The following is a 24,566-nucleotide window of genomic DNA, read 5'->3' as shown; positions in this document are numbered from 1 at the left end:
GGCGCCGGGGAACAGGCAGACTCCAAAGCACCAGGACATCCCATGCAATCGACCGTCATCGCCCCGTCCATCCTTTCGGCCAACTTCGCCCGACTCGGCGAGGAGGTCGACAACGTGCTCGCCGCCGGCGCCGACTGGGTGCATTTCGACGTGATGGACAACCATTACGTACCCAACCTGACCATCGGCCCGCTGGTCTGCGAGGCGCTGCGCAAGCACGGCGTGACTGCCCCGATCGACGTGCACCTGATGGTCGAGCCGGTCGATCGCATCGTTCCCGACTTCGCCAAGGCCGGCGCCAGCATGATCAGCTTCCACCCGGAAGCCAGCGCGCACGTGCACCGCACGGTGCAGCTGATCAAGTCGCATGGCTGCCAGGCCGGCCTGGTGCTGAACCCGGCCACGCCCATCGACGTGCTGGACTGGGTCCTGGAAGACCTCGACATGGTGCTGCTGATGTCGGTCAATCCCGGTTTCGGTGGACAGAGCTTCATTCCCTCGGCGCTCGACAAGCTGCGCCGCGTGCGCGCCATGATCGACCGCACCGGCAAGCCGATCCGGCTGGAGATCGACGGTGGCGTCAAGGCCGACAACATCGCCGAGATTGCCGCTGCCGGCGCCGATACCTTCGTCGCCGGTTCGGCGATCTTCAATGCCCCCGACTACGCCGATGTGATCGGCAGGATGAAGGCGGCCGTCAAAGGAGTGAGGACCGGATGAACACCTGCGACCTGTGCGATCTCCACGACGCGCAGGTGCGCGTGCTCGACCTGCCGCTGCGCGATTTCGGCGGCCGCCTGGCCTTCAACGGCCTGGTCAGCACGATCCGGGCCGACGAAGACAATTCGCGCGTGCGCGAAGCGGTGGCCGAGCCGGGGCTGGGCCGGGTGCTGGTGATCGATGCCGGCGGCTCCACCCGCCGCGCGATGCTCGGCGACCTGCTCGCCGCCAAGGCCTCCGAGAACGGCTGGGCCGGGGTGGTGGTGTTCGGCGTGATCCGCGACAGCGGCGCGATCGGCGGCCTCAACCTGGGCGTCAAGGCGCTCGGCGTGTGCCCGCGCAAGACCGACAAGCTCGGCGAAGGCGAGCGCGATATCGACGTGGAATTCGGTGGCATCCGCATCCGGCCGGGAGACTGGCTATGCGCGGACGAGGATGGCGTGGTGGTGGCCGACACCGACCTGCGCTGAAAGCAAAGCGGCAAGCCATCACTGGCTTGCCGCGGAATATTTGGAGGCAATCCCGCCTCCGCCAGTCGTCCCTGTTATGGCCTCCTATTCTCCGGACGGACGATGACGTGCGTATTACATTGGCCGCCACCATTGGGCCGGCTGCATCGGGCCGCTTGCCCCCCGTGTTCCAAGGAATCGCCGCGTGACCTCTCCCGAACAGTTCCAGCAGCAGGCCGCTGACGGCCACACCCGCATCCCCGTCGTCCGCGAGGTCCTGAGCGATCTCGATACGCCGCTGTCGGTCTATCTCAAGCTCGCCGACGGGCCGCACACCTACCTGTTCGAGTCGGTCGAGGGGGGCGAGCGTTTCGGCCGTTATTCGATCATCGGCCTGCCGGCGCAGCGCGTGTACGCCTTCGCCGGGCACACGCTGTTCGTCAGCGAAGACGGCGAGCTGGTCGAAAGCCGCGTCGTCGACGATCCCTTCGCCGAAGTCGAGCGCCTGCGTGCCGCGCACAGCGTGCCGAAGATCGCCGGGTTGCCGGGCTTCACCGGCGGCCTGGTCGGCTGGTTCGGCTTCGAGTGCATCCAGTACATCGAGCCGCGCCTGGCCGGCCCGGACAAGGACGGCACGCACAAGCCCGATGAGCTCGGCACGCCCGACATCCTGCTGATGCAGAGCGACGAGCTGGCGGTGTTCGACAACCTCAAGGGCCGCCTGTACCTGATCGTCCACGCCGACCCGCAGGAGCCGCGCGCGCTGGCACGCGCCAACCGTCGCCTCGACGAACTGGAACACCGCCTGCGCCAGGGTGGCCCGGGCTACCCGGAAACCCTGGAAGGCCGCGCGCTGGACGAAGCCGATTTCGTCTCCGGCTTCACCCGCGAAGGCTTCATCGCCGCGGTCGAGAAATCCAAGGAATACATCCGCGCCGGCGACATCTTCCAGGTGGTGCTGAGCCAGCGCCTGTCGGTGCCGTTCCAGGCGCGCCCGGTTGACGTCTATCGCGCATTGCGTGCGCTCAATCCCTCGCCGTACATGTACTTCCTCGATGTCGGTGGCACCCAGGTCGTGGGCAGCTCGCCGGAGATTCTGGTGCGCCTGCAGGACGGCCAGGTCACCGTGCGCCCGATCGCCGGCACGCGCCCGCGAGGCGCCACGCCGGAAGAAGACGCCGCGCTCGAAGCCGAACTGTTGGCCGACCCGAAGGAGCGCGCCGAGCACCTGATGCTGATCGACCTCGGCCGCAACGATGCCGGCCGCGTCTCCGAACCGGGCACGGTGCAGGTTGGCGAGCAGTTCGTCATCGAGCGCTACAGCCACGTCATGCACATCGTCAGCGAAGTAACCGGCAAGCTGAAATCCGGCCTGAGTTATGCCGACGTGCTGCGCGCGACGTTCCCGGCCGGCACCGTCAGCGGCGCGCCGAAGATCCGCGCACTGGAAGTGATCCGCGAACTCGAGCCCATCAAGCGCAATGTCTACGCCGGTTCCATCGGATACCTGGGCTGGAACGGCGACGCCGACACCGCCATTGCCATCCGCACGGCCGTGATCCAGGACGGACGCCTGCACGTCCAGGCCGGCGCCGGCATCGTCTACGACTCCGACCCCGCCAAGGAGTGGGAGGAGACGATGAACAAGGGGCGCGCATTGTTCCGCGCCGTCGCCCAGGCGGCCAAGGGGTTATGACCTCGGAATTGTGACGTCAGTCGCTGCCTGATCGGGTGGGCGCAATTCAGCCGCCGATTCGAGCGTTTGCGCTGTCCTCGATTGCACGATCACAACGTTTTATTCACAAGCGAACCGGTATTCACTGGTCACGTGATGAGTGGTCGGCTTCAGGGCCTTGGGGATTCGCCCAGGGGACGCACATCAACGGGAGCAAGGCCAACGGGCAGGAGGCGGCGATGCAACTCGTCCAGGACACCCTCGTTCAATCCCGGTTTTCCAATACGTTCCCGCGTACGGTCGAAATGATCTGCCCGAACTGCCTGAAGGAGGCGGTTTTCGAGGCCAAAACCTGGCAGGAGCACGGACGGCAACTGGCCGCCAGCGAGCTGGCGTGCGCGCGCTGCGAAGAAGAGGTTCTGTTCGTGCAGCTGCTCGAGGCCGACAGCACGCGCAAACCGGGCGGCCTGTTCTGCTATCCCGGGCCGGCCGGACGCGATCCGATGTCCGGCGTGGAGCACCTGCAGAACCTGTCGGCGCCGCTGGCACGCAGCTACGAGTCCGCGCTCAAGCTCTACAACCGCGCCGAATGGGGCGCGACGGCATTGACGGTGCGCCACCTGCTGGCAGGTCTGGCGGCGCGTCTGCTGAGCGAGGACAAGCGCGACCAGTCACTGACGCAGAACCTGGAGGCGTTGCCGAAAGAGATGGACCTGGCAAAGCCGTTGCAGGACATCGCGCAGTTGCTTGCGCCGAGCGGCACGTTCGGTCGCCAGTTCGAGGACGAGGCGACGATCGACAAGGTCAGTGCCGATCTGCTGCTGGAGTTGGCGGAGCAGCTGATTTCGTACCTGGTGGTGTTGCCCGGGACGATGACCGATCTCAAGGGGCGCATCGCGACGGCGCCGGTTCCAATCCGCCGCGGCAGCGGCGTGGGTTGATACCGCCACGAATTCCCGCCCCTGCGGACAGCGCCCCTCCGAAGTCCGCCAGGCGCGCCCGCACAACAAGCCCGCACAACCAGCCCGCGCAACCAGCCCGCGCGCCCACCCGCGCGCCCACCCGCGCAGCCAGGCCCAAACATTACCGATTGTTCATGCTCCGGAAAGATCGACGAGAAGCGCCCCGGCGCAATCTGTCCCTGCGATGGGGAGCGACCCCACCAGCAAGAGAGATTCCCACTAAACGTACCCTCGTCAACGTACCTTCCAGGAGTCACATCACCATGAACATCCGCAAGCCCCTGATCGCCCTCGCCCTGACCGCCCTGGCCGGCTCCGCACTGGCCGCAACCCCGGCGACCACCCCGGCCGCACCTGCCAAGTCCTCGGTCAGCAAGCACAAGCACACCGCCAAGACCGACGCCAAGACCGACAAGAACGCCCAGAAGACCAACGACGGCAAGAAGAGCTGATCGAGACGTTGATCCAGACGAACTGACCAGCAGGTCCCTCCCCAGGACCTGATGATCAGGAGGACTCGATCCACGCCAGTCCGCACCAATCCGATCCACCGTTCCCCGGAGCCCGTGTGCAAGCGGGCGGATACCCCGTCGAGGCGCTTCGACGGGGTATCCTTTTTTGCGTTGCCGGAGCCAAGCCGAATGCGAGTCCTGCTGGTCGAAGACGATCCCCATACCGCGTCCTTCATCGTCAAGGGCCTGCGCGAGGATGGGCACGCCGTCGACCATGCCGACGACGGCCGCCAGGGACTGTTCCTGGCCACCACCGAAAAGTTCGACGCCATCGTGCTCGACCGAATGCTGCCACTGGTCGACGGCCTGGTGCTGCTGCAGACCCTGCGCGGCGCTGGCAATCCCACCCCGCTGCTGCTGCTGACCGCCCTGGGCGAAGTCGAACACCGCGTCGAAGGCCTGCGTGCCGGCGCCGACGACTACCTCGTCAAACCATTCGCCTACTCCGAACTGAGCGCGCGACTGGACAGCATCGTCCGCCGCACTCGCGACGGCGCCGAACGCGAACCCACCCGCCTGCGCGTCGGCGACCTCGAACTGGACCTGCTCGGCCGCGGCGCCCAGCGCGGCGACAAGCACATTGAACTGCAGCCGCGCGAGTTCCGACTGCTCGAATACCTGATGCGCCAGTCCGGGCGCGTCGTCACCCGCACGATGCTGCTCGAAGCGGTGTGGGACTACCACTTCGATCCGCAGACCAACGTCATCGACGTCCACATCAGCCGGTTGCGGCAGAAGATCGACCACGGGTTCGAACACCCGCTGCTGCACACGGTGCGCGGCGCCGGCTACCGGCTGGGGGAATGACGCCGATGCGGATGCGATGGCTGCGCTCGACCAGTGCGCAATTGGCGCTGGCGGTGATGGCCTCGTTCCTGCTTGCCTTCGTGCTGCTCGGCGCAGGTGTCTACTACGCCGTGTCGACCCTGTTGCTGCAGGACGCCCGCGAACTGGTGCGCACCGACGCGGCCGGCCTGGCCGAGGTGTATCGCGACAGCGGCCGCGCCGCCCTGGTCGACGAACTGCAGGCGCGCATCGCCGCGCCCGAAGATCCCGATGCGGTCTATGCGCTGTCCGGTCGCGGCGGCGGCGAGATCGTCGCAACCGCGGGCATGCGCGCGCACGCGGCGACGACGGCGCGCTGGATCACCTTCGACGCCGCCGAGGCCGGCGATGCCGACGGCCACCGCCGCGTGATCGCGCACCTGCAGCCGCTGGGCGATGGCAGCACGCTGCTGGTCGGCCTGCGCCTGCATTCACAGGACCGCTTTCTCGCGTTGATGCTGCGCACGGCGCTGGCGGCATTGCTGGTCGCGGCCACCCTGGGCGCGCTGGTCGGCTGGTTGACCTCGCGCTGGGTCTCGCGGCGATTGCGCAGCCTGGATTCGACGGCCGAGCGCGTCGGCGGCGGCGAACTTGCATTGCGAGTACCGCTGGACGGCAGCGACGACGCCTTCGATCGCCTGGCCCGCCGCTTCAACGGCATGCTCGATCGCATCGAGGACCTGCTGGGCGGCGTCCGCCATGCCACCGATCACATTGCACACGACCTGCGCACGCCGCTGACGCGCCTGCGCAACGGCCTGGAGGAACTGCGCCGCCAGCCTGGCGATCCCGGCCGCGATGCGGCGCTGGACGCGGCGGTGGCTGAGACCGACCAGTTGTTGCGGACCTTTGCGTCGCTGCTGTGGCTGGCCCGCATCGAAGCGCAGGCGCCGGCGCGCGACGAGCCGGTACTGGAACTGGCCGCACTGGTCGCCGACGGGCTGGAGTTGTACACGCCCAGCGCCGGCGAACGCGGCATCCGCCTGCAGTCGCGGCTGCATCCGGTGCAGGTGCGAGGCGATCGCGACCAGTTGTTCCAGATGCTGGTGAACCTGCTCGACAACGCACTCAAGTACGCCCCGGCCGGAAGCGAGGTCGACGTGGTGCTGCAGGCGACCGGGCAGGGCGCCTTGCTGCAGATCGACGACCGCGGGCCGGGCATCCCCGAGGCCGAGCGCGAGCGCGTGTTCGACCGCTTCCAGCGTCTGGAAAGCCATCGCGGCTCCCCCGGCAGCGGCCTCGGCCTGAGCCTGGTGCGGGCGATCGTGCATCGCCATGGCGGTCGCGTGGTCCTGCTCGATCGCGCGCCCGGCCTGCGCGTGCAGGTGCTGTTGCCCGTAGCCGAAGCCGCCGCGCACCGTGGCCTCCCGGCGGCCTGAAGCCAGGCGCGGCAGTGCGGCTGGCGGTAGCGGGTGCGGTATCCTTCCAGCAGCCGAGTCACGCTTCCCCCGGATACCAGGGCCAAGAGCGGGTATCTGAGCGGGTATCTGTCCATGAACATCGGACGCCCATCAAGTTCGGACGCCCACGAAGTACGGACATGGCCTCTTAACTGCCAAGGGGTTGCGTAAGCCATGCTGCTGATGATCGACAACTACGACAGCTTCACCTACAACCTCGTGCAGTACCTGCAGACGCTCGGGGCCGAGGTGAAGGTCGTCCGCAACGACGAACTGAGCGTCGCCCAGATCGAGGCGCTGCAGCCGGAGCGGATCGTGGTGTCGCCGGGTCCGTGCACGCCCAACGAAGCGGGCGTGTCGGTGGATGTGATTCGCCAGCTGGGCCCGCGCATCCCGATCTTCGGCGTCTGCCTGGGCCACCAGAGCCTTGGGCAGGCCTACGGCGGCGACGTCATCCGCGCCAAGCGCATCATGCACGGCAAGACCTCGCGGATCCGCCACGAGGGCAAGGGCGTGTTCGCCGGCCTGCCGGACGGCTACGAGGCCACCCGCTACCACTCGCTGGTGGTGTCGCGTGAGACGCTGCCCGATTGCCTGGAAATCACCGCCTGGAGCGAGAACGCCGACGATGCCGGCGGCGCGGCCGGGTTCGACGAGATCATGGGCCTGCGCCACCGCGAACATCCGGTTGAAGGCGTGCAGTTCCACCCCGAGTCGATCCTCACCGAGCACGGCCACGCGCTGCTCAAGAACTTCCTGGAACGCTGACGTCCCGCCATGCCCATCACCCCGCAAGAAGCCCTGCAGCGCACGATCGAGCATCGCGAGATCTTCCACGACGAGATGGTCGAGCTGATGCGCATGATCATGCGCGGCGAAGTTTCGCCGACGATGACCGCGGCCATCCTCACCGGCCTGCGGGTCAAGAAGGAGACGGTGGGCGAGATCGCCGGCGCCGCCACCGTGCTGCGCGAGTTCGCGCGGCCGGTCGAGCTGGCCGATCGCACCGGCCTGGTCGATATCGTCGGTACCGGCGGCGACGGCGCGCACACCTTCAACATCTCCACCGCCAGCATGTTCGTGGTGGCCGCGGCCGGGGCCAAGGTCGCCAAGCATGGCAACCGCAGCGTCTCGTCCAAATCCGGCAGCGCCGACGTGCTCGAGGCGCTCGGCGCGGCGATCGAGCTGCAGCCCGAACAGGTAGCACAGTGCATCGAGCGCTGCGGCATCGGTTTCATGTTCGCCCCCGTGCACCACCCTGCAATGAAAGTGGTCGCGCCTGTGCGGCGTGAGATGGCGGTGCGCACGATCTTCAACATCCTTGGCCCGCTGACCAATCCCGCCGGCGCGTCGAACATCCTGATGGGCGTGTTCCATCCCGACCTGGTCGGCATCCAGGTGCGCGTGCTGCAGGAGCTTGGCGCAAGCCGCGCGCTGGTGGTCTGGGGCCGCGACGGCATGGACGAGCTCTCGCTCGGCGCAGGCAGCCTGGTCGGCGAGTTGCGTGACGGCGTGGTGCGCGAGTACGAAGTGCACCCGGAGGATTTCGGCATCGCCATGGCCGCCAGCCGCAACCTGCGCGTCAACGACGCCAACGAATCGCGCGCGCTGGTGCTGCAGGCACTGCGCAACGAGAGCGGGCTGCCGCGCGAGATCGTCGCGCTCAATGCCGGTGCGGCGATCTACGCTGCCGGCGTCGCCGACAGCATCGCCGAAGGCATCGACCGCGCCCGCGCGGCGCTGGCCTCCGGCGCGGCCCGCGACAAGCTCGAGCAGTTTGTTGCGACGACGCGCGAGCTTGCCGGCCAGCCCGTTGGAGCCTGACGTGGACGAAGCGTTCGCCCGCTTGCCGCAGCCGCCGTACTACGCGGTGATCTTCTCGTCCCGTCGCAACGGCGACGACGATGCCGGCTATGCCGAAGCCGCGCAGCGCATGGTCGAGCTGGCCGCTCAGCAGCCGGGCTACCTCGGCGTGGAGTCCACCCGCGGTGCGGACGGCTTTGGCATCACCGTGTCGTACTGGGAGAGCGAGGCGGCGATCGCGGCCTGGCGCCAGCATGCCGAGCACGCAGCGACGCGCGCCTACGGGCGCCAGCACTGGTACGAGCATTACGAGTTGCGCGTGGCGAAAGTCGAGCGCGCCTACGGCAGCGCGAAAAAGACGGAGAGGGACGAGTAACCAGTCCAGTCCGGCGCCGTCTCCTCCTCCCCCTTCGCGTCCAATTTCGTTGGTTCACTGCACATGAGCGACATCCTCAACACCATCCTCGCCCGCAAGGTGGAGGAGATCCAGCAACGCAGCCGCGTGCGCCCGCTCGCGGAAATGCGCGACCGTGCCCTGCAGCAGCCGCCGACGCGCGGCTTCGTCGACGCCATCCGCCGCCGCCACGTGGCCGGCGAAGCGGCGGTGATCGCCGAGGTGAAGAAGGCCAGCCCGTCGAAGGGCCTGATCCGCAAGGACTTCCATCCGGCCGACATCGCCCGCAGCTATGAGGCCGGCGGCGCGGCCTGCCTGTCGGTGCTGACCGACGTCGACTTCTTCCAGGGCAGCAACATGTTCCTTGGCGAGGCGCGTGGCGCCTGCTCGCTGCCGGTGCTGCGCAAGGACTTCACCATCGACCCCTACCAGGTCTATGAAGCCCGTGCGATCGGCGCCGATGCGATCCTGCTGATCGTCGCCGCGCTGGAGGACGGCCCGATGGTGGAGATGGCCACGCTGGCGATGGAGCTGGGCATGGACGTGCTGGTCGAGGTGCACGACATCGACGAGCTCGAGCGCGCGCTGCAGACCGACTGCGAGCTCATCGGCGTCAACAACCGCAACCTGCGCACCTTCGAGGTCTCGCTCGACACCACTGTGGAGCTGAGCCAGGCCGTGCCGCGCGATCGCACCCTGGTCACCGAGAGCGGAATCGCGAGCGCGGCCGACGTGGCGAAGATGCGCCAGGCCGGCGTGCAGACCTTCCTGATCGGCGAATCCTTCATGCGCGAGGCCGACCCGGGCGCCGCATTGCACCGGCTGTTCGCGGCATGAGCACGATGGCCGGAGGCGAGTCCCAACTTCACGATCCGGGGCGTCCGTACTCGCCCCTGGTCGTGTTCGACTTCGACCACACGCTGTATGACGGCGATTCGGGCAGCCACCTGGTGCTGTGGCTGCTGCAGCGCCACTGGGCGCGCGTGACCGCGGCGCTGCTGCTGTCGCCGCTGCTGCTGCCGATGGTCGCCTGGTTGCCGACGCGGCGGCGCGCGATCTCGGCCTATCTGTGGATCGGCACCGTCGGCACCCACCGCCGCGCCGACATGGACGACCTGATCGACGAGTACGTGCGGCTGCACGCGCGCCAGATCCGCGCGCGGCTGCTGCCGGTGGCGCTCAAGGTGCTGCAGCGCCACCGCGATGCCGGCGATCGCGTGATCATCGCCACCGGCGCCTCGCCTGAGCTGGCGCGGGCAATCCTGGATTTCGTCGCCCATGAGGACCTGCCGGTGATCGGCAGCATCAGCGGCCCGTTCCTGGGCGGCATGATCACCGTGGAGCACTGCCACCATCGCAACAAGATGCGGATGATCTGGGATGCGGGTTACGACCAGGTCGGGGTGGCCTATTCCGACAGCAGCGCCGATCTTCCGTTGCTGCAGGCGGCGCGCAAGCCGGTGGTGGTCAACCCCAAGCACGGCCGCGTGGCGATGTTCCGCCGCGTGTTGCCGGCGGGGACGCCGATCCTCAACTGGGGCTGCAAGAGCCGCGGCGGCGACCGGGTGAGCTAGACGCGCCCCGGCGCGTCCATGTCCTGGAAGAACTCCAGCAGCGTGTGTTCGGCAAAATCGCGGTATGGCTGGCGGGGCAGCTCGGGCACTTGTTCTAGTCGCCGAGCGCCTTGATGAAGCGCAGCGAGCCATCGGCGTAGCCGCAGTGGCGGTAAAACGCGTGGGCCTCGGCGCGGCGGGCATTGCTGGTGACTTCGATCCGGCGCACACCGATGCGGCGGGAAATCGACTCGACCTCGCGCAGCAGGCGCCGGCCGATGCCCTGGCCCTGGCAACCGGCCTGCACGACCAGGCCCGTGATGCGCGCCAGTTCGTCGCCGTGGATCACCGAATACAGCGTGTACAGCGACACCAGGCCGAAGGTGTCGCCGTCGATTTCGGCCAGCAGCAGGTGCTGGCGTGGGTCATGGCGGACAACGGCGATGCGTTCGGCCGCCTCGTCTCGGCTGCAGGGGTAGCCAAGCTCACCGAGCAGTCGCGCGACGTCGCTGGCGTCGCCCAGTTCCGCCGGCCGCACCCGGATCGAGGTGTCCGCGGAACCGGCGGCGCGAGCCACTAGCGGGTGCCGAAGAGGACGACGGTCTTGCCGCGTGCGTGCAGCTTTTCGTCGGCCTGGAGCTTCTTGAGCACCCGGCCGGCCATTTCGCGCGAGCAACCCACCAGGCGCGAGAGCTCCTGGCGCGACACCCGGATCTGGGTGCCCTGCGGATGGCTCATCGCCTCGGGTTCCTTGGCCAGGTCGTGCAGGGCACGGACGATGCGGTCGGTGACGTCGAGGAAGGCCAGGCGGCCGGCCTTGCGGCTGGTGTCGAGCAGGCGCCGCGAGATCTGCGCGCCGATGGCGTACAGCAGCTTGGGGGCGTCCAGCGACAGGCGGGTCAGGAACAGGTCGTACAGGCGCTCGTGACCGATCTCGGCCAGCTCGCAGGTGCTGCGCGTGCGCAGGATCACTTCGCGCTGGTCGCTGGCGATGAACAGACCGAGCTCGCCGACGAATTCGCCGGGGCCGAAATAGCCCAGGACCAGTTCGCGGCCGTCTTCTTCCTCGGTGATGATGCTGACCGAGCCGGAAACGATGTAGTAGAGGGTGCTGGCCGGGTCGCCCGGCCGGAACACGTCGGTGCGCGACGGGTAGCGACGGCGGTGGCAGTGAGCGAGGAATCGCTCAATGGTCGCGCCGTCCGGCAGCAGTGGGCTGTTGGTTCGGCGCAGGGCGGGCGAGGGAACAACCGGATTGGCGGACATGGGCGTGAAGGTTTTGTGATTCGGCGAGCTTAGGCCGAACTAACGCTTTGGGCAAATATCCGCCCTAGAGCGTCACCCCGGCCGGGAGCGAAGTTGTGACGGAATGCCGATTCAGGTTCAGCCAGGCGGGCCGCCCGGGAGGCGCCGAGGGCGTGCACGGATCCTGGCGGCATCTGCCCCGGATCGGGATGCGCGTTCCACCGTCACAACAATTGCCTCATAATCTCGCCCCTCACAGCCGTACCGGGATCCCACCGCCGTGGTCAAGCCGTTGCCTCGCCTGAGGTTGCAGGGTTTCAACAACCTCACCAAGGCCCTCTCGTTCAATATCTACGATGTCTGCTTCGCGGCATCGGAGGACGAGCGCCGTCGTTACATCGAATACATCGACGAGGCCTACAACGCCGACCGCTTGACGCAGATCCTGACGGATGTGGCGGAGATCATCGGCGCCAACATCCTCAACATCGCACGCCAGGACTACGATCCGCAGGGCGCGTCGGTGACCATCCTCATTTCCGAGGAGCCGGTGATCGACAAGAAGGACGCCGGCAAGGAGTTGATCTCCGATGCGGTGGTCGCGCACATGGACAAGTCGCACATCACGGTGCACACCTATCCGGAGACGCATCCGGACAGCGGCATCGCGACGTTCCGCGCCGACATCGACGTGGCAACCTGCGGTGTGATCTCGCCGCTGCGGGCCTTGAACTACCTGATCGAGAGCCTCGAGTCCGACATCGTCATCATGGACTACCGGGTGCGCGGCTTCACCCGCGACATCAAGGGCAAGAAGCACTACATCGATCACAAGATCAATTCGATCCAGGATTACCTGGCCAAGAACATCAAGTCGCGCTACGAGATGCTCGACGTGAATGTCTATCAGGAAAACATCTTCCACACGAAGATGCACCTGAAGGAGTTCGACCTCGACAATTATCTGTTCGAGGAGAAGGCCAAGAATCTGTCGTTCAAGGAGCGCATGAAGATCGAGGCGCGCCTGAAGCGCGAGATCGAAGAGCTCTATCACGGGCGCAACCTGGCCGACTGAGGTCGGGGTGCGCGCTTGTTGAAAAAGGCCGGCATTGCCGGCCTTTTTCTTTTCCGGTCGATGGGGCGCGCGAGGCGTGGGGCGTTCGGCGTGAGTCTTCCGAAGGGCGCCGTCCGCCGGGCCTTTGGAACCACCCGATCCCCAGGCAGCCCGAGTCCCGCCCTGGCAGCTGCGTCACGCGGAAAGCGCTAGAGCGCCAAACCGCCCACAAAAAAGGCCGGCAGTGCCGACCTCCTCGACGCCCGACAGCAAAAAACTCACAGCCGGTAAGCAACCGCCTTCATCAGCTTGGACGCAGCCGCCATGAGCGTAGGCACCGGCATCGGCAGAATGCGCGCACCGGCGGCTTCGGCGTTGTCGGCGTGGCGGGCCTCGTCGGCCTTCATCACTTCCAGGATCGCGCGGCTGCGCGCGTCGGCTACTGGCAATGAGTCCAGGTGCTCGTCGATGTGCGCCTCGACCTGGCGCTCGGTCTCGACCACGAAGCCCAGGTTCCAGCCGTCGCCGCGCAAGCCTGCCAACGCACCGATGGCGAAACTGCCGGCGTACCAGATCGGATTGAGCAGGCTCGGCCGGCTGTCGAGCTCGCGCAGACGGTCCGCGCACCATGCCAGATGGTCGGTTTCTTCCTGCGCCGCCTCGAGCAGATGCTCGCGCGTGGACGGATCGCGCGCGACCGCCGCCTGGCCGCAATACAGCGCCTGCGCACAGACCTCGCCGACATGGTTGATGCGCATCAGCCCGGCCGCGTGCTGGCGCTCGTCGGCATCGAGCTCGATCTGCGCGATCCCGTCCGACGGGTTGGCGCGCAAGGCGGGCGGAGAGCCGAACACCGTGTCCAGCGCCCGCTGGGTGTCGGTGAGGAAGCGGTCGAGTTGCGTCAGTTCGCGTGTCGTGGCCATGGCCGAAGTTTAACCGGGTGCGATGGCTGGGGCCGATGAAGACGTCTGTTCAACCAGTCCTGCAAGAAACTCCAACGGGTGCTGCACCGGGATGGCGGTGCCTGCAGCCAGATGGAGGCGGCAACCGATGTTGGCGCTGAGCAGGCGCGTCGCTCCACTCTCGTGCAGTTGCAGCAGCAGCGGCGAACGGAACTCGTCGGCGCGCTGCGTGTCGGTCAGCATCTGCGTCCCGGCAGCGCCGCAGCAGCCCAGGCCACGGTCGAGTTCGATCACCTGCAGGCCCGGGACCTGCGCCAGCAGCCGGCGCAGTGAAGCGACCGAGCGCACCACATTGCGCTGCGTGCACGGCAAGTGCAGTGCAATGCGCTCGTCGCAGCGGCGCCAGCGCAGCGAGCCGGCGCGGGCGCTGGTCTGCGCCTCGAGGAAATCGATCGCATCGACCACGCGCGCATCGCCGGTGAGCGACTGCGCCAGGGATTCATGGCAGCCACTGGCCAGTGTCAGGACCGTTTCGGCGCCAGCGAAGGCGCCGCGGTTGCGCCCGGCCAGCGCCGCGGCTGCGGTGTCGTTGCCTGCGTGAGCATGCAGGCTGCCGCAACAGGTCTGCGCAGCCGGTTCGCCAACTTCGATACCGAGGGCGGCCAGGCAATCGAGCAACCCCTTGCGCAGGCCTGCCTCGTACGGCCGGGCCACGCAGCCGGAGAAGAGGGCGATGGCCGCGGGTGGGCGGCCCGACCGGGAATTGCCCCGGGGCACCGGGGGAGGGGCAGGCAGGCGGCGCAACCGTGCCGGCAGCCATCCCCTGGCATGCCGGTACAGACCCAGCAGGCTTGCCAGCAGATGCGGCCGGGCCGCCAGGCCTTCGATCCAGCGCTGTTGCCAGCCAGGAAGGCGCCGCTGCCGTTGCCGCGTTCGCGCCAGCACCAGCAATTGCCCATACTGCACGCCCGCCGGACACACCGCCTCGCAGCTGCGGCAGCCCAGGCATTGATCCAGGTGGGTCTCGCCGCTGTCGCTGGGCTCGATCGTGCCCACCGCCCAGGCCTTGGCCAGGGCAATGCGGCCACGCGGGGATTCGCTCTCGATTCGCGCCAGTCCATAAGTAGGGCAGGCCGGCAGGCACAGGCCGCACTGCACGCAGCGGTCGGCCAGGGCGACCAGGGGGTCGGTATGGCCTGTGGCGGGCGAGGGGGCGGTTGGCGGCATCGGCGGAATGCTAGCACCGGGGGTTCACGCGGTTCAGTCCGGTGGGTTGCACGAGTTGGCCTGGCCCGTTATGATTCCGCTTCTTTCACAGCGCGTGGCGAAATTCCGCGGTTCGGCCCAGCCGGATTGCCTGCGGAATCAGCCCGACAACGCACCTACCAGACACGTCATGAAGACTTTTACCGCCAAAAACGAGACCGTCCAGCGTGACTGGTACGTGGTCAACGCCGAGGGCAAGACCCTGGGTCGCCTGGCCTCCGAACTCGCCCGCCGCCTGCGCGGCAAGCACAAGCCGGTTTTCACCCCGCACGTCGATACGGGTGACTACCTCATTGTGATCAACGCCGAAAAGATTGCCGTCACCGGCAACAAGCTCGCCGACAAGCAGTACCACCGCTTCACCGGCTACATCGGCAACCTGAAGACCGAGACCCTCGCCCAGGCGCTTGAGCGCCACCCCGAGCGCGTCATCGAGACCGCCGTCAAGGGCATGCTGCCGAAGAATCCGCTCGGCCGTGCCATGTACCGCAAGCTCAAGGTCTACAAGGGCTCCGAGCATCCGCACGCCGCCCAGCAGCCGCAGCAGCTGGATATCTAAGAGACATCACATGGCAATCCAGCAGAACTACGGCACCGGCCGCCGCAAGTCCTCCACCGCCCGCGTGTTCCTTCGCAAGGGTGCTGGCAACATCACCGTCAACCAGCGTCCGCTGGATGAATTCTTCGGTCGCGAGACCGCGCGCATGATCGTGCGCCAGCCGCTTGAGCTGACCCAGTCGACCGACAAGTTCGACATCGTGGTCACCGTCGCCGGCGGCGGCATCACCGGCCAGGCCGGTGCGATCCGCCTGGGCATCTCGCGCGCGCTGGTCGAGTACGACGACACCCTGAAGTCCGAGCTGCGCAAGGCTGGCTTCATGACCCGCGACGCCCGTGAAGTCGAGCGCAAGAAGGTCGGCCTGCACAAGGCACGTCGCGCAAGCCAGTTCTCCAAGCGCTAATTTCTGCGCTAAAATCGATCACATAGCCCCGTCGCCAAGCGGTAAGGCACCTGACTCTGACTCAGGCATTCGGTGGTTCGAATCCATCCGGGGCTGCCATATCGAACAAACAACCCGCCGAAAGGCGGGTTTTTTGTTGCCCGCAAAAGGCCGGGAGCGGGCTGCGACGGGTGTCATGTCCTGATTGGGTGGCCGCCTTACGTACTGGTGCAGGTAATGGGGACGCGCGGATCCCGTGGGGGCTGCTCCTACAATCGCCAGCAACGTCGCGTCGCGCATGGCGAGGCGGTTACAATTGAAACTAATGCGCCCTCGCGCCCGAGATCTGGAGTTTCGATGAAGCTTGGTTCCCTGAAGGAAGGTGGCCGTGACGGCACGCTGGTCGTCGTCTCGCGTGACCTGTCGCGCGCCGTGCGCGCCGTCGGCATTGCCGACACGATGCAGCGCGCACTCGAGGACTGGACCAACAGTGCGCCGCGGCTCAACGCCCTTTACGACGCCCTCAACGCCGGCACCGCAGACGGCGCATTCGATGTCGACCTTGCCGCGCTGGCGGCGCCGCTGCCGCGCGCGTACGAGTTCGTCGATGGCTCGGCCTACCTGCCGCACGTCGAGCGCGTGCGCCGCGCCCGTGGCGCCGAGGTGCCGGAAAGCTTCTATGTCGATCCGCTGATGTACCAGGCGGTCAGCGCCGGCTTCTATGGCCCGCGCGATCCGGTGCGCGTACCCAGCGAGGACTACGGCATCGACCTGGAAGCCGAAGTGGTCATCGTGACCGACGACGTGCCGATGGCGGCGACGCCGGCCCAGGCCGCCGCGCACATCCAGCTCGTCGGCCTGGTCAACGACGTGTCGCTGCGCAACCTGATCCCCAACGAGCTGGCCAAGGGCTTCGGTTTCCTGCAGTCCAAGCCGCGCTCGGCGCTGAGCCCGGTGTTCGTCACGCCCGACGAACTCGGCGACGCCTGGCAGGACAGCAAGGTGCACCTCGCGCTGACCACCCACATCAATGGCGAGTGGTTCGGCGCCCCGGAAGCGGGCGTCGACATGCAGTTCAACTTCGCCCAGCTGGTCGCGCATGCCGCCCGCACCCGCCCGCTGTCGGCCGGCACCATCGTCGGCTCCGGCACGGTCGCCAACGAGGACACCTCGCTGGGCGCGTCCTGCTTCGCCGAGAAGCGCACCGTCGAGACGCTCGAGCACGGCAAGCCGATCACGCCGTTCATGAGTTTCGGCGACGTGGTGCGCATCGAGATGCTCTCGCGCGACGGTGACAGCGTGTTCGGCGCGATCGAGCAGCGCATCGAGCGCGCGGGCTGATTCAAGGCTGCAAGCGCGGCGGGGCATTCCCGCCGCGTCGATGTCGTACCGGCGCCGGACGCGGCGAGGAGAGGGGACGTGGCAGAGCAACTTCGGCTGTATTCGTACTGGCGCTCAAGTGCGGCCTATCGCGTGCGGATCGGCCTGAACCTGAAAGGGCTGAGCTACGAAACCGTGCCGGTGCACCTGCTGCGCGACGGTGGCGAACAGCACGCGCCGGCATTCCGCGAAGCCAATCCGCAGGGTCTGGTGCCGGTGCTGCAGCATGGCGACCGGCTGATGCGCCAGTCGGTGGCGATCCTGGAATACCTGGACGAAACCTGGCCGCAGCCACCGCTGCTGCCGGCATCGGCGCGTGACCGCCAGCGCGTGCGCGCGCTGTCCCAGCTCGTCGCCTGCGACGTCCACCCGCTCAACAACCTGCGCGTGCTGCGCTTTTTCGACCGCAACTGGCATGTGCCGCAGCCCGAGCGCGACAACTGGGTGCTGCACTGGATCGAGGAAGGCTTCACCGCGCTGGAGGCGATGCTGGCCGATCATCCATCGACCGGGCGCTTCTGCGAAGGCGACCTGCCGACGCTGGCCGACTGCTGCCTGGTGCCGCAGGTCTACAACGCGCGCCGTTTCGGCGTCGACCTGGCGAAGTATCCGACCATCGTGCGGATCGAACAGGCCTGCCTGGCGCTGCCGGCATTCGATGCGGCACGCCCGGAGCGGCAGCCGGATGCGCCGGAAGAAGTGGCGGCCTGAAGGAAAGCTTGCGGTGCAGGAGCCAATGGCTGGCCCCTGCATCGCGACGGCGGTTACTGCGTAACCGCGTCGTAGACCTCGGCGTAGGGGTCGTGTTCGCCGGTGGCGCCCTCGGACAGGCGGAACTTCAGCGACAGGCCTTCGCGCGAGTCGGCGGCCTTGAGCGCTTCCTCCATGTCGATCCGGCCTTCCTTGTGGAGGCGGAACAGGCACTGGTCGAACGACTCCATGCCTTCCTCCAGCGAGGCCTCCATCGCCTGCTTGATCTCGTGCACCTGGCCGCGGCGCATCAGGTCGCGCACGTGCGGGGTGTTGATCAGCACTTCGGCCGCCGGAAGGCGACGGCCGTCGCTGCCGACCACCAGGCGCTGGCTGACCACCGCGCGCAGGTTCAGCGCCAGGTTCATCAGCACGTTCTTGTGCGCGGCCTCGGGGAAGAAGTTGAGGATGCGCTCGAGCGTCTGGTCGGCGTTGTTGGAGTGCAGCGTGGCCAGGCACAGGTGACCGGTTTCGGCGAAGGCGATCGCCGCTTCCATCGTGGTCGCGTCGAGGATTTCGCCGATCAGGATCACGTCCGGCGCTTCACGCATCGCGTTCTTGAGCGCGTTATGGAAGGCGTGCGTGTCGAGACCGACTTCGCGCTGGTTGACGATCGATTTCTTGTGCTTGTGCAGGTACTCGATGGGGTCCTCGATGGTGAGGATGTGCCCGGAGATATTGCTGTTGCGGTAGTCGATCATCGACGCCAGGGTGGTCGACTTGCCCGAGCCGGTGGAGCCGACGATCAGCACCAGGCCACGCGGGGCCATGATGATGTCCTTGAGCACCTGCGGCAGCTGCAGTTCCTCGATCGACGGGATCACGCTGCGGATGGCGCGGATCACCATGCCGACTTCGCCGCGCTGCTTGAACACGTTGATGCGGAAGCGGCCGGCTTCGGGCAGGGCCAGGGCCATGTTCAATTCGAGGTCGCGCTCGAACAGGGGCACCTGGCCCTCGTCCATCAGCGAATAGGCGATCTTCTTGACCATGCCCGGGGGCAGCCCGGTGTTGCCCAACGGGTACAGGCGGCCTTCGACCTTGATGTACACCGGTGCGCCAGTCGTCAGGAACATGTCCGACGCATTCTTTTCCGTCATCAGCTTCAAGAAATAGCCGATGTCCATACTGCAACCCCTTTTGTGACCCATGGCAGGGTCGCAACAGCGTGTACCGTTGCAACCTCGCCAGCGGCTTCCGACAATGGCCGGGCATCAAACCACAAGGCACGGCCTCCCCAATGCGCCCAAGCTTCGCACAAATCCGATTTCATCTGCTGGCAGCAGTTCTCGCTTCCGCACTCTCCGCCTGCGCCTCGCTGCCGCCACCGACCAGTGAGCTGGCTGCCGCCCGCCAGGCGGTGACCCGGGCCGAGGGCGCCGACGCCGACCAGTACGCACCGCAGGACCTCGGCGTGGCGCGCAACGGCCTGAGCCAGGCCCAGTCGGCGATGAGCTCCGGGGACGAGGACGCCGCGCGCAGGTTCGCGCTCGCCGCCGCGGCCGATGCCGACCTGGCCTGGGCCAAGAGCCGCGAGGCCCTGGCCACGGCCGAGCTCAACCAGCGCAAGGGCGAAGTCACGCAACTGCGCCAGCGCCTGCAGGGAGAGCAGCCATGAGCCGCCTGTCCCTTCTGGGCCTGGCCCTGGTGGCGGCGCTGGCCTCCGCCTCGGCCGTCGCGGCCGACAATCCCGACGCCGCCAGGCTGTCCCAGCGCCTGACCGCGCTCGATTCCGACCCGGTGCTCAACCCGTTTGCCGCGTACGAGCGGTTGACGGCGCGGCAGGCGGTCGACGCCCTCAACCAGGCGTCCAGCCGCGAGCGCGCCGCTGCCCTGTACGTCGCCGAGCGCCGCGTGCAGGTGGCCGAGGCAATCGCCCGCACCGATTCGATGCAGCGTGAGATCGACCGGCTCGATCGCGAGCGCAGCGAACTGCTGGTCGAAGCCAGCCGCCAGGACGCCGCCCGCGCCCGCGCCGAGACCGAACGCCTGCGCCTGCAGGCGCAGATGCAGACCGAGGAAGCCGAGCGCCTGCGCGTGCAGAGCGAGGCCGACGCGGCATCGCTGCAGGATGTGGAGACCGCCCTCAAGGGCGTCGCCGGCGCCCAGACCGCACGCCTCAATGCCGCCCGCGACCGCGAAGCCAAACTCGCCCGCGAAGAAGCCGAACTGACCACCGGTGGCAAGCTTCCGAGCGCCAAGCGCGACAGCCGCGGCGAGGTCTTCGGCCTGGCCAAGGACAGTTTCGCCGCGGGCAAGGCGACCCTGAGCGGCGGGGGCGACACCACCGTGCGGACCGTGGCGGCCTATGCGCAGGCCTCCTCGTCGCCGGCGCTGAAGGTCGAGGCCACCGGCAGCGACGCCAAGCTGGCCCAGCGCCGGGCCGACGCGGTGCGCGATGCGCTGGTCGCCGGCGGCGTTCCGGCCGGCAAGGTCCAGGCCACCGGTCGCAGCGGCAAGGGCGACCGCGTCGACGTCGTCGTGCAGTCCAAGTAACGCGACGAAATAACGGAAAATCAACCGCTTGGCGTCGTCCGGACGGCGCCAGGTGGGCGTGGCGAAACTGACTGCGACACGGTGCGCGATACCGCCAGACAAGGCCTTGCCGACCGCAAAACGGAGGAGTAGGGTCGGATACCCAAGCGGCCTGTTTTCCGCTTGGCGATGAGCCAGGTCGATGACGCCAACACCGATTGCGCAGGATCCATCCGCCCCACGCTTGATGGTGGTCGGCCTGTGTGAAGCCGGCGATGTCCACGTCCAGACCGCTCAGTCCGATTCTGTAATCCAGTACCCCCACGACCCCGCTGCGCCCTGGTCCCACGACCGGGGCGTTTTCATTTGCGGGGCCTTCCGCATGGTCCGTGGCCGCCCGGCCACGGGTTCCCGAAACAGCTGAAGGAGGCTTTACATGTTCGAGGAACGACCGCAGCCAGAGATCGACGCGCTGATGAAGAGCAACCCGGAATTCAAGCAGCTTTATCAGCGCCACAAGGATCTCGACAAGAAGGTGATGGACGCCGAACTGGGCGTGCTGCCTATCGATGACATGACGCTTGCGCAGATGAAGCGCGAAAAGCTGGCTGCGAAGGACCGCCTGGTCCGTCTCTACGACACCCAACATCACTGAGCTTCCTCACCCACTTCCTCGCCGCGGGTGGCGACTTCCTCGTCGGTCTCTCCATCCGCGTCTCCCGGAACCGGGGCGGCTGCTGGCAACGGCAGCCGCCCCGGTGCGAAGGAAAGCGGGGAGTCTTAAACTCCCCGCATGACCATCCATCAATCCGTGCTCGAACTGGTCGGCGCCACGCCGATCATCAAGGCGCAGCGCCTGGACACTGGCGTCTGCGAGCTCTTCCTCAAGCTTGAGTCGCAGAACCCGGGCGGGTCCATCAAGGACCGCATCGGCCTGTCGATGATCGAGTCGGCCGAGAAGGCCGGCCGCATCAAGCCCGGCGACACCCTGGTCGAAGGCACTGCCGGCAACACAGGCATCGGCCTGGCGCTGGTGGCACAGCAGAAGGGCTACAAACTCATCCTGGTGGTCCCGGACAAGATGAGCCGGGAGAAGATCTTCAACCTCAAGGCGATGGGCGCGCAGGTCGTGCTGACCCGCTCCGATGTCGCCAAGGGCCACCCGGACTACTACCAGGACCTGGCCGAGCGCCTGGCCCGCGAGACCCCGGGCGCGTACTTCATCAACCAGTTCGGCAATCCGGACAACCCGGCCGCGCACGAGTTCGGCACCGGCCCGGAGATCCTCGAGCAGATGGCCGATGTCGGCGGCGTCGACGCGGTCGTGTTCGGCTGCGGCAGCTCGGGCACCATGACCGGCCTGTCGCGCTGCTTCGCCGAGAAGTCGCCGCACACCGAGCTGGTGCTGGCCGACCCGGTGGGTTCGATCCTCGAGGAATACATCAACCGCGGCACCATCTCGGAGAAGTCGGCGAGCTGGATGGTCGAGGGCATCGGCGAGGATTTCCTGCCGCCGATCTCCGACTTCACCCGGGTCAAGAAGGCCTACGCGATCACTGACAAGGAAAGCTTCCTGACCGCGCGCGAGCTGCTGGAGAAGGAAGGCATCCTCGGTGGCTCCTCCACCGGCACGCTGCTGGCGGCGGCGCTGAAGTACTGCCGCGAGCAGACCACGCCGAAGAAGGTGCTGGTGTTCGTCTGCGACACCGGCAACAAGTACCTGTCGAAGATGTACAACGACTACTGGATGCTCGACAACGGCTTCCTTGCGCGGCAATCGAGCGGCGACCTGCGCGACCTGATCCTGCGGCCGTACTCGCAGCGCGACACGGTGGTGGTGGGCCCCAACGACCTGCTGGTCACCGCCTACCAGCGCATGAAGCTCTACGACGTCTCACAGCTGCCGGTGATGGACGGCGACAACATCGTCGGCATCGTCGACGAGAGCGACGTGCTGCTGCATGTGTATGGCGACGAATCACGTTTCCGCGATCCTGTGTCGACGGCGATGGTCAGCAAACTCGACAAGATCGACGTGAGTTCGCCGATCGAGACGCTGCTGCCGGTGTTCGACCGCGGCCACGTTGCGATCGTGGTCGACGGCGACAAGTTCCTCGGCCTGATCACCCGCATCGACCTGCTCAACTACCTGCGCCGACGCGTGCAATGAACAACGCAGCCGAGGCGGCGGGCGAACGCTGGCTGCCGGGCGACCGCCTGCCCGACGTGCGCCTGCGCGCGCACGACGGCGGCAGCCAGACCCTGCATGCCGAGTTCGCCGGCGCGCCGCTGTGGCTGGCGACGCCCGTCGACGAGGCGGCGGCGCGCGCGCTGCCGTCACCGCCGCCGGGCGTGGTGGCGTTGTGCGTGGGCGAGGCCATGCCGGGCGCGGCGCCGGCGCCCTGGCAGGCGTTCGCGGCCGACCCGCACTGGTGCGCGGCGCTGGGCGCCAGCGCGCTGTGGCAGGTCGATGCCAACCTGCGCCTGCAGGCCGCGCATTCCTTGCCGGTTGCGGCGACTGTGGCGATCGCGGCCGCGCCGGCCCCGGTGCCGGAACTCTCGTGGCGGCAGACCGGGCTGATCGCGCCGGTCCTGCAGGTGCCCGACGTGTTCGAGCCCGAGCTGTGCGCGGCCCTGATCCGCCACCTCGAGGTGGACTGCGGCGGCGGTGAGGTCTCGGCGGTGCTGGTGCTCGAGGGCGGCCAGCAGCGGCTCCAGGTCGATCCGTCGATCAAGCAGCGCCGCGAAGTCATTCCGCGCGACCCCGCGCTCGAAGCGCGCATGCACGAGCGGCTGATGCGGCGGGCGTTGCCGGAGATCGCGCGCGTGTTCAATTTCGAAGTGAAGCGGCGCGATCCGTTCAAGCTGCTGGCCTATCCGCAGGACGCGGGCTATTTCCGTGCCCACCGCGACAACGAGACGCCCGATGTCGCGCACCGCAGGTTCGCGCTGTCGGTCAACCTCAACCAGGGCGATTACGCCGGCGGCGAATTCCGCTATCCGGAGTTCGGCCCGCACCGGTTCTCGCCGGCAACCGGGGCCGCGCTGGTGTTCTCGTGTTCGATGCTGCACGAGGTGCTGCCGGTCGAGCGCGGCACGCGTTACGCGATGACCACGTTCCTGGCCTGAGGCTCGGCCTTGCCCATCGCGGCGCAGCGCGTCAGGTGCCTGGTCGCAGACGCTCCAGCAGATCGACGGCGCCGGAGTTCCTGATCTCGCCTTCGGCCCAGGCCAGCCCCTCGGCAACGGTGTCGGCATGTTTTGCCGCCGCCGCCGCCAGTTCGCGCCGGCGCGCATCGGCATCGAAATGCACGGAGTCGTCTTTCGCGTAGCGGCCGAGCAGTTTCGAGCCGGCGATCCGCTGCGGCCAGTCGGAGGGCATCTGCAGCCCGTAGTGCGCGGCCAGGCGCGCGCTGGTGGCCGCCGGATCGGTCAGCACGTCGGCGAAATCCAGATCGAGCAGGCGCGGGGCCAGGGCGGGATCGCCGGCAAGCGTTTGCCAGCGCACCTGCTCGGCCAGCCAGGCCCGGGCGAGGCGCTCGCCGTCGGTCACCGCGGGCGTGTCGATCGGGAGCCAGTGCAGGCGCAGTGATTCGGTGTCGAAGACGCCCTTGGCGAGCTGGGGGTCGCGCAGCATCGTCGCCAGCCAGGTCTGCAGGTCCACCCACAGCAGGCAGGCCTGCCCACCGCCGTCGAGCAACGACTGGGCCATGGTCGTGACCAGGCTGGTCGGCTTGACCACAACGGCGCAGGTGTCGGCGAAGCCGCGGGCCAGCAGGGCGGTCACCGGCGCCTGCCAGGCGTCCGTCGCCGGATCGCCGCGACCATGGGCCAGGGTCAGCAGGGGCAGCGGCTCGCGTAGTCCGAGCACGCCGGGAACCAGGTCCAGCAACCGGCTCACCAGCGACGAGCCGCAGTGGCCGATGTGGAACAGCCAGTGCACCGGCAGGCCGCTGGTGTTGCCGGCCAGGGTCGCATCGAGCTCCTCCCGCGAAAGGACCCAGCCGGAGACCTCGCGGTGCTGCATCGCCCGGCGGTCGAGGAAGCTCGCCCGCTGGTAGTCCTTCGGCTCGAAATGCAGCACCCAGGCCTGGCCCTGGGCCGGGTCGAATGCGAACAGCGGATAGGCTGCACTGCGACTGAAGTCGCTCGGGAGGCGCCGGGGTGTGGTCATGGGCCAATGTTAGGATATCGCCGGCATTCGCATTGGCGGCTTGGGCCGCGGTGCGACCCGGTCCGGCGACATCAGGGCGAAATGTC

28 protein-coding genes and 1 tRNA gene are annotated in these 24,566 nt (G+C 67.6%); 23 read left to right on the top strand and 6 right to left on the bottom strand.

The window, feature by feature from the left end; translation table 11 throughout:
• The first annotated feature begins 42 nt into the window (after positions 1-42).
• The 12 genes from rpe to AC1DER_RS07600 all read left to right on the top strand — a co-directional run bounded on the left by rpe (position 43) and on the right by AC1DER_RS07600 (position 10,314).
• Entirely contained in the window at positions 43-720 is a 678-nt protein-coding gene (gene rpe, locus AC1DER_RS07655; RefSeq protein WP_477246883.1) for a ribulose-phosphate 3-epimerase, read from the top strand.
• Entirely contained in the window at positions 717-1,190 is a 474-nt protein-coding gene (rraA, locus tag AC1DER_RS07650) for a ribonuclease E activity regulator RraA (protein ID WP_441816872.1), read from the top strand. The genes rpe and rraA overlap by 4 nt, the downstream gene beginning before the upstream one ends.
• 184 nt (positions 1,191-1,374) lie before the next feature.
• Positions 1,375-2,865 (top strand): anthranilate synthase component I, encoded by a 1,491-nt coding sequence (gene trpE, locus AC1DER_RS07645; protein WP_477246886.1) that lies wholly within the window; start codon positions 1,375-1,377, stop codon positions 2,863-2,865.
• A gap of 218 nt (positions 2,866-3,083) precedes the next feature.
• On the top strand, positions 3,084-3,785 hold the full coding sequence (locus AC1DER_RS07640) for a zinc ribbon domain-containing protein (RefSeq protein WP_441816870.1): 702 nt from the start codon (positions 3,084-3,086) through the stop codon (positions 3,783-3,785).
• Between the two features lie 284 nt (positions 3,786-4,069).
• Complete coding sequence (locus AC1DER_RS07635) at positions 4,070-4,258, top strand: hypothetical protein (RefSeq protein ID WP_441816869.1); 189 nt, start codon at positions 4,070-4,072, stop codon at positions 4,256-4,258.
• Between the two features lie 189 nt (positions 4,259-4,447).
• Complete coding sequence (locus AC1DER_RS07630; protein WP_441816868.1) at positions 4,448-5,125, top strand: winged helix-turn-helix domain-containing protein; 678 nt, start codon at positions 4,448-4,450, stop codon at positions 5,123-5,125.
• A 5-nt stretch (positions 5,126-5,130) separates the two neighbouring features.
• A complete protein-coding gene (locus AC1DER_RS07625) occupies positions 5,131-6,522 on the top strand; it encodes a sensor histidine kinase (RefSeq protein ID WP_477246889.1) in 1,392 nt (463 codons plus the stop codon).
• 195 nt (positions 6,523-6,717) lie between these two features.
• Positions 6,718-7,311, top strand: coding sequence for an anthranilate synthase component II (locus AC1DER_RS07620; protein WP_441816866.1), 594 nt, complete (start codon positions 6,718-6,720; stop codon positions 7,309-7,311).
• Positions 7,312-7,320: 9 nt separating this feature from the next.
• A complete protein-coding gene (gene trpD / locus AC1DER_RS07615; protein WP_477246891.1) occupies positions 7,321-8,367 on the top strand; it encodes an anthranilate phosphoribosyltransferase in 1,047 nt (348 codons plus the stop codon).
• Position 8,368: 1 nt separating this feature from the next.
• Positions 8,369-8,722: an antibiotic biosynthesis monooxygenase family protein gene (locus tag AC1DER_RS07610; RefSeq protein ID WP_477246893.1), complete on the top strand. Its 354-nt coding sequence runs from the start codon at positions 8,369-8,371 to the stop codon at positions 8,720-8,722.
• A 63-nt stretch (positions 8,723-8,785) separates the two neighbouring features.
• Positions 8,786-9,577, top strand: coding sequence for an indole-3-glycerol phosphate synthase TrpC (gene trpC, locus AC1DER_RS07605; RefSeq protein WP_477246895.1), 792 nt, complete (start codon positions 8,786-8,788; stop codon positions 9,575-9,577).
• 5 nt (positions 9,578-9,582) lie between these two features.
• Positions 9,583-10,314, top strand: a complete 732-nt coding sequence (locus tag AC1DER_RS07600) for a haloacid dehalogenase-like hydrolase (protein WP_477246908.1) — start codon at positions 9,583-9,585, stop codon at positions 10,312-10,314.
• Positions 10,315-10,408: 94 nt separating this feature from the next.
• Here AC1DER_RS07600 and AC1DER_RS07595 read toward each other — a convergent pair whose 3' ends face one another.
• Together AC1DER_RS07595 and crp are read right to left on the bottom strand one after the other, a co-directional pair.
• Positions 10,409-10,870 carry a GNAT family N-acetyltransferase gene (locus tag AC1DER_RS07595; RefSeq protein ID WP_477246897.1) on the bottom strand — a complete coding sequence of 154 codons (462 nt, stop codon included), beginning with the start codon at positions 10,868-10,870 and terminating at the stop codon, positions 10,409-10,411.
• Positions 10,870-11,559, bottom strand: a complete 690-nt coding sequence (crp, locus tag AC1DER_RS07590) for a cAMP-activated global transcriptional regulator CRP (protein ID WP_441816861.1) — start codon at positions 11,557-11,559, stop codon at positions 10,870-10,872. The genes AC1DER_RS07595 and crp overlap by 1 nt, the downstream gene beginning before the upstream one ends.
• Positions 11,560-11,818: 259 nt before the next feature.
• Between crp and speD the strand changes: the two genes are divergently transcribed.
• The gene (gene speD / locus AC1DER_RS07585; protein ID WP_441816860.1) at positions 11,819-12,613 is read left to right on the top strand and encodes an adenosylmethionine decarboxylase; all 795 of its coding nucleotides are present in this window, start codon (positions 11,819-11,821) and stop codon (positions 12,611-12,613) included.
• A 257-nt stretch (positions 12,614-12,870) separates the two neighbouring features.
• Here the strand turns inward: speD and coq7 are convergent, their stop codons facing one another.
• Both coq7 and AC1DER_RS07575 read right to left on the bottom strand, forming a co-directional pair.
• Positions 12,871-13,515 (bottom strand): 2-polyprenyl-3-methyl-6-methoxy-1,4-benzoquinone monooxygenase, encoded by a 645-nt coding sequence (coq7, locus tag AC1DER_RS07580; protein ID WP_441816859.1) that lies wholly within the window; start codon positions 13,513-13,515, stop codon positions 12,871-12,873.
• 9 nt (positions 13,516-13,524) lie between these two features.
• Entirely contained in the window at positions 13,525-14,721 is a 1,197-nt protein-coding gene (locus AC1DER_RS07575) for a (Fe-S)-binding protein (RefSeq protein WP_477246900.1), read from the bottom strand.
• Positions 14,722-14,890: 169 nt separating this feature from the next.
• On the opposite strand from AC1DER_RS07575, the gene rplM reads away from it, so the two are divergent.
• The 5 genes from rplM to maiA all read left to right on the top strand — a co-directional run bounded on the left by rplM (position 14,891) and on the right by maiA (position 17,792).
• Complete coding sequence (rplM, locus tag AC1DER_RS07570) at positions 14,891-15,319, top strand: 50S ribosomal protein L13 (RefSeq protein ID WP_158733500.1); 429 nt, start codon at positions 14,891-14,893, stop codon at positions 15,317-15,319.
• Positions 15,320-15,329: 10 nt separating this feature from the next.
• Positions 15,330-15,722: a 30S ribosomal protein S9 gene (rpsI, locus tag AC1DER_RS07565; protein ID WP_241918404.1), complete on the top strand. Its 393-nt coding sequence runs from the start codon at positions 15,330-15,332 to the stop codon at positions 15,720-15,722.
• A gap of 24 nt (positions 15,723-15,746) precedes the next feature.
• A tRNA-Gln gene (locus AC1DER_RS07560) sits at positions 15,747-15,821 on the top strand.
• Between the two features lie 237 nt (positions 15,822-16,058).
• Entirely contained in the window at positions 16,059-17,042 is a 984-nt protein-coding gene (locus AC1DER_RS07555) for a fumarylacetoacetate hydrolase family protein (protein WP_441816857.1), read from the top strand.
• Between the two features lie 78 nt (positions 17,043-17,120).
• A complete protein-coding gene (gene maiA, locus AC1DER_RS07550) occupies positions 17,121-17,792 on the top strand; it encodes a maleylacetoacetate isomerase (protein WP_441816856.1) in 672 nt (223 codons plus the stop codon).
• 53 nt (positions 17,793-17,845) lie between these two features.
• Here maiA and AC1DER_RS07545 read toward each other — a convergent pair whose 3' ends face one another.
• Positions 17,846-18,958, bottom strand: coding sequence for a PilT/PilU family type 4a pilus ATPase (locus AC1DER_RS07545; protein ID WP_441816855.1), 1,113 nt, complete (start codon positions 18,956-18,958; stop codon positions 17,846-17,848).
• 113 nt (positions 18,959-19,071) lie between these two features.
• Between AC1DER_RS07545 and AC1DER_RS07540 the strand changes: the two genes are divergently transcribed.
• The 5 genes from AC1DER_RS07540 (at position 19,072) to AC1DER_RS07520 (ending at position 23,435) form a co-directional block, all read left to right on the top strand.
• Positions 19,072-19,449, top strand: coding sequence for a DUF4398 domain-containing protein (locus tag AC1DER_RS07540; protein WP_441816854.1), 378 nt, complete (start codon positions 19,072-19,074; stop codon positions 19,447-19,449).
• Entirely contained in the window at positions 19,446-20,327 is an 882-nt protein-coding gene (locus tag AC1DER_RS07535; protein ID WP_477246904.1) for an OmpA family protein, read from the top strand. Before AC1DER_RS07540 ends, AC1DER_RS07535 begins: the two co-directional genes overlap by 4 nt.
• Before the next feature lie 415 nt (positions 20,328-20,742).
• Positions 20,743-20,961, top strand: coding sequence for an HP1242/YdcH family protein (locus AC1DER_RS07530; protein WP_158733494.1), 219 nt, complete (start codon positions 20,743-20,745; stop codon positions 20,959-20,961).
• Between the two features lie 138 nt (positions 20,962-21,099).
• Positions 21,100-22,476, top strand: coding sequence for a pyridoxal-phosphate dependent enzyme (locus AC1DER_RS07525; RefSeq protein ID WP_477246906.1), 1,377 nt, complete (start codon positions 21,100-21,102; stop codon positions 22,474-22,476).
• Positions 22,473-23,435, top strand: a complete 963-nt coding sequence (locus AC1DER_RS07520; RefSeq protein WP_477357813.1) for a 2OG-Fe(II) oxygenase family protein — start codon at positions 22,473-22,475, stop codon at positions 23,433-23,435. Before AC1DER_RS07525 ends, AC1DER_RS07520 begins: the two co-directional genes overlap by 4 nt.
• A 31-nt stretch (positions 23,436-23,466) precedes the next feature.
• On the opposite strand, the gene AC1DER_RS07515 is transcribed toward AC1DER_RS07520, so the two are convergent.
• Positions 23,467-24,480: a hypothetical protein gene (locus AC1DER_RS07515; RefSeq protein ID WP_477247024.1), complete on the bottom strand. Its 1,014-nt coding sequence runs from the start codon at positions 24,478-24,480 to the stop codon at positions 23,467-23,469.
• Positions 24,481-24,566: the final 86 nt, after the last annotated feature.

This window comes from Lysobacter sp. 05T417, assembly GCF_056396405.1.
Note: the sequence above shows the minus strand (reverse complement) of the source record. Positions and strands in the feature narration are given on the sequence as shown.

What these genes read in the sequence shown, in the direction of transcription:
- rpsI (WP_241918404.1), top strand. Translation starts at nt 15,330, where the DNA reads ATGGCAATCCAGCAGAACTACGGCACCGGCCGCCGCAAGTCCTCCACC.
- trpD (WP_477246891.1), top strand. Translation starts at nt 7,321, where the DNA reads ATGCCCATCACCCCGCAAGAAGCCCTGCAGCGCACGATCGAGCATCGC.
- AC1DER_RS07600 (WP_477246908.1), top strand. Translation starts at nt 9,583, where the DNA reads ATGGCCGGAGGCGAGTCCCAACTTCACGATCCGGGGCGTCCGTACTCG.
- AC1DER_RS07620 (WP_441816866.1), top strand. Translation starts at nt 6,718, where the DNA reads ATGCTGCTGATGATCGACAACTACGACAGCTTCACCTACAACCTCGTG.
- rplM (WP_158733500.1), top strand. Translation starts at nt 14,891, where the DNA reads ATGAAGACTTTTACCGCCAAAAACGAGACCGTCCAGCGTGACTGGTAC.
- AC1DER_RS07515 (WP_477247024.1), bottom strand. Translation starts at nt 24,480, where the DNA reads ATGACCACACCCCGGCGCCTCCCGAGCGACTTCAGTCGCAGTGCAGCC.
- AC1DER_RS07625 (WP_477246889.1), top strand. Translation starts at nt 5,131, where the DNA reads ATGCGGATGCGATGGCTGCGCTCGACCAGTGCGCAATTGGCGCTGGCG.
- coq7 (WP_441816859.1), bottom strand. Translation starts at nt 13,515, where the DNA reads ATGGCCACGACACGCGAACTGACGCAACTCGACCGCTTCCTCACCGAC.
- AC1DER_RS07635 (WP_441816869.1), top strand. Translation starts at nt 4,070, where the DNA reads ATGAACATCCGCAAGCCCCTGATCGCCCTCGCCCTGACCGCCCTGGCC.
- AC1DER_RS07530 (WP_158733494.1), top strand. Translation starts at nt 20,743, where the DNA reads ATGTTCGAGGAACGACCGCAGCCAGAGATCGACGCGCTGATGAAGAGC.
- crp (WP_441816861.1), bottom strand. Translation starts at nt 11,559, where the DNA reads ATGTCCGCCAATCCGGTTGTTCCCTCGCCCGCCCTGCGCCGAACCAAC.
- AC1DER_RS07545 (WP_441816855.1), bottom strand. Translation starts at nt 18,958, where the DNA reads ATGGACATCGGCTATTTCTTGAAGCTGATGACGGAAAAGAATGCGTCG.
- AC1DER_RS07640 (WP_441816870.1), top strand. Translation starts at nt 3,084, where the DNA reads ATGCAACTCGTCCAGGACACCCTCGTTCAATCCCGGTTTTCCAATACG.
- rraA (WP_441816872.1), top strand. Translation starts at nt 717, where the DNA reads ATGAACACCTGCGACCTGTGCGATCTCCACGACGCGCAGGTGCGCGTG.
- AC1DER_RS07540 (WP_441816854.1), top strand. Translation starts at nt 19,072, where the DNA reads ATGCGCCCAAGCTTCGCACAAATCCGATTTCATCTGCTGGCAGCAGTT.
- AC1DER_RS07525 (WP_477246906.1), top strand. Translation starts at nt 21,100, where the DNA reads ATGACCATCCATCAATCCGTGCTCGAACTGGTCGGCGCCACGCCGATC.
- AC1DER_RS07630 (WP_441816868.1), top strand. Translation starts at nt 4,448, where the DNA reads ATGCGAGTCCTGCTGGTCGAAGACGATCCCCATACCGCGTCCTTCATC.
- AC1DER_RS07520 (WP_477357813.1), top strand. Translation starts at nt 22,473, where the DNA reads ATGAACAACGCAGCCGAGGCGGCGGGCGAACGCTGGCTGCCGGGCGAC.
- AC1DER_RS07535 (WP_477246904.1), top strand. Translation starts at nt 19,446, where the DNA reads ATGAGCCGCCTGTCCCTTCTGGGCCTGGCCCTGGTGGCGGCGCTGGCC.
- AC1DER_RS07575 (WP_477246900.1), bottom strand. Translation starts at nt 14,721, where the DNA reads ATGCCGCCAACCGCCCCCTCGCCCGCCACAGGCCATACCGACCCCCTG.
- trpC (WP_477246895.1), top strand. Translation starts at nt 8,786, where the DNA reads ATGAGCGACATCCTCAACACCATCCTCGCCCGCAAGGTGGAGGAGATC.
- rpe (WP_477246883.1), top strand. Translation starts at nt 43, where the DNA reads ATGCAATCGACCGTCATCGCCCCGTCCATCCTTTCGGCCAACTTCGCC.
- AC1DER_RS07555 (WP_441816857.1), top strand. Translation starts at nt 16,059, where the DNA reads ATGAAGCTTGGTTCCCTGAAGGAAGGTGGCCGTGACGGCACGCTGGTC.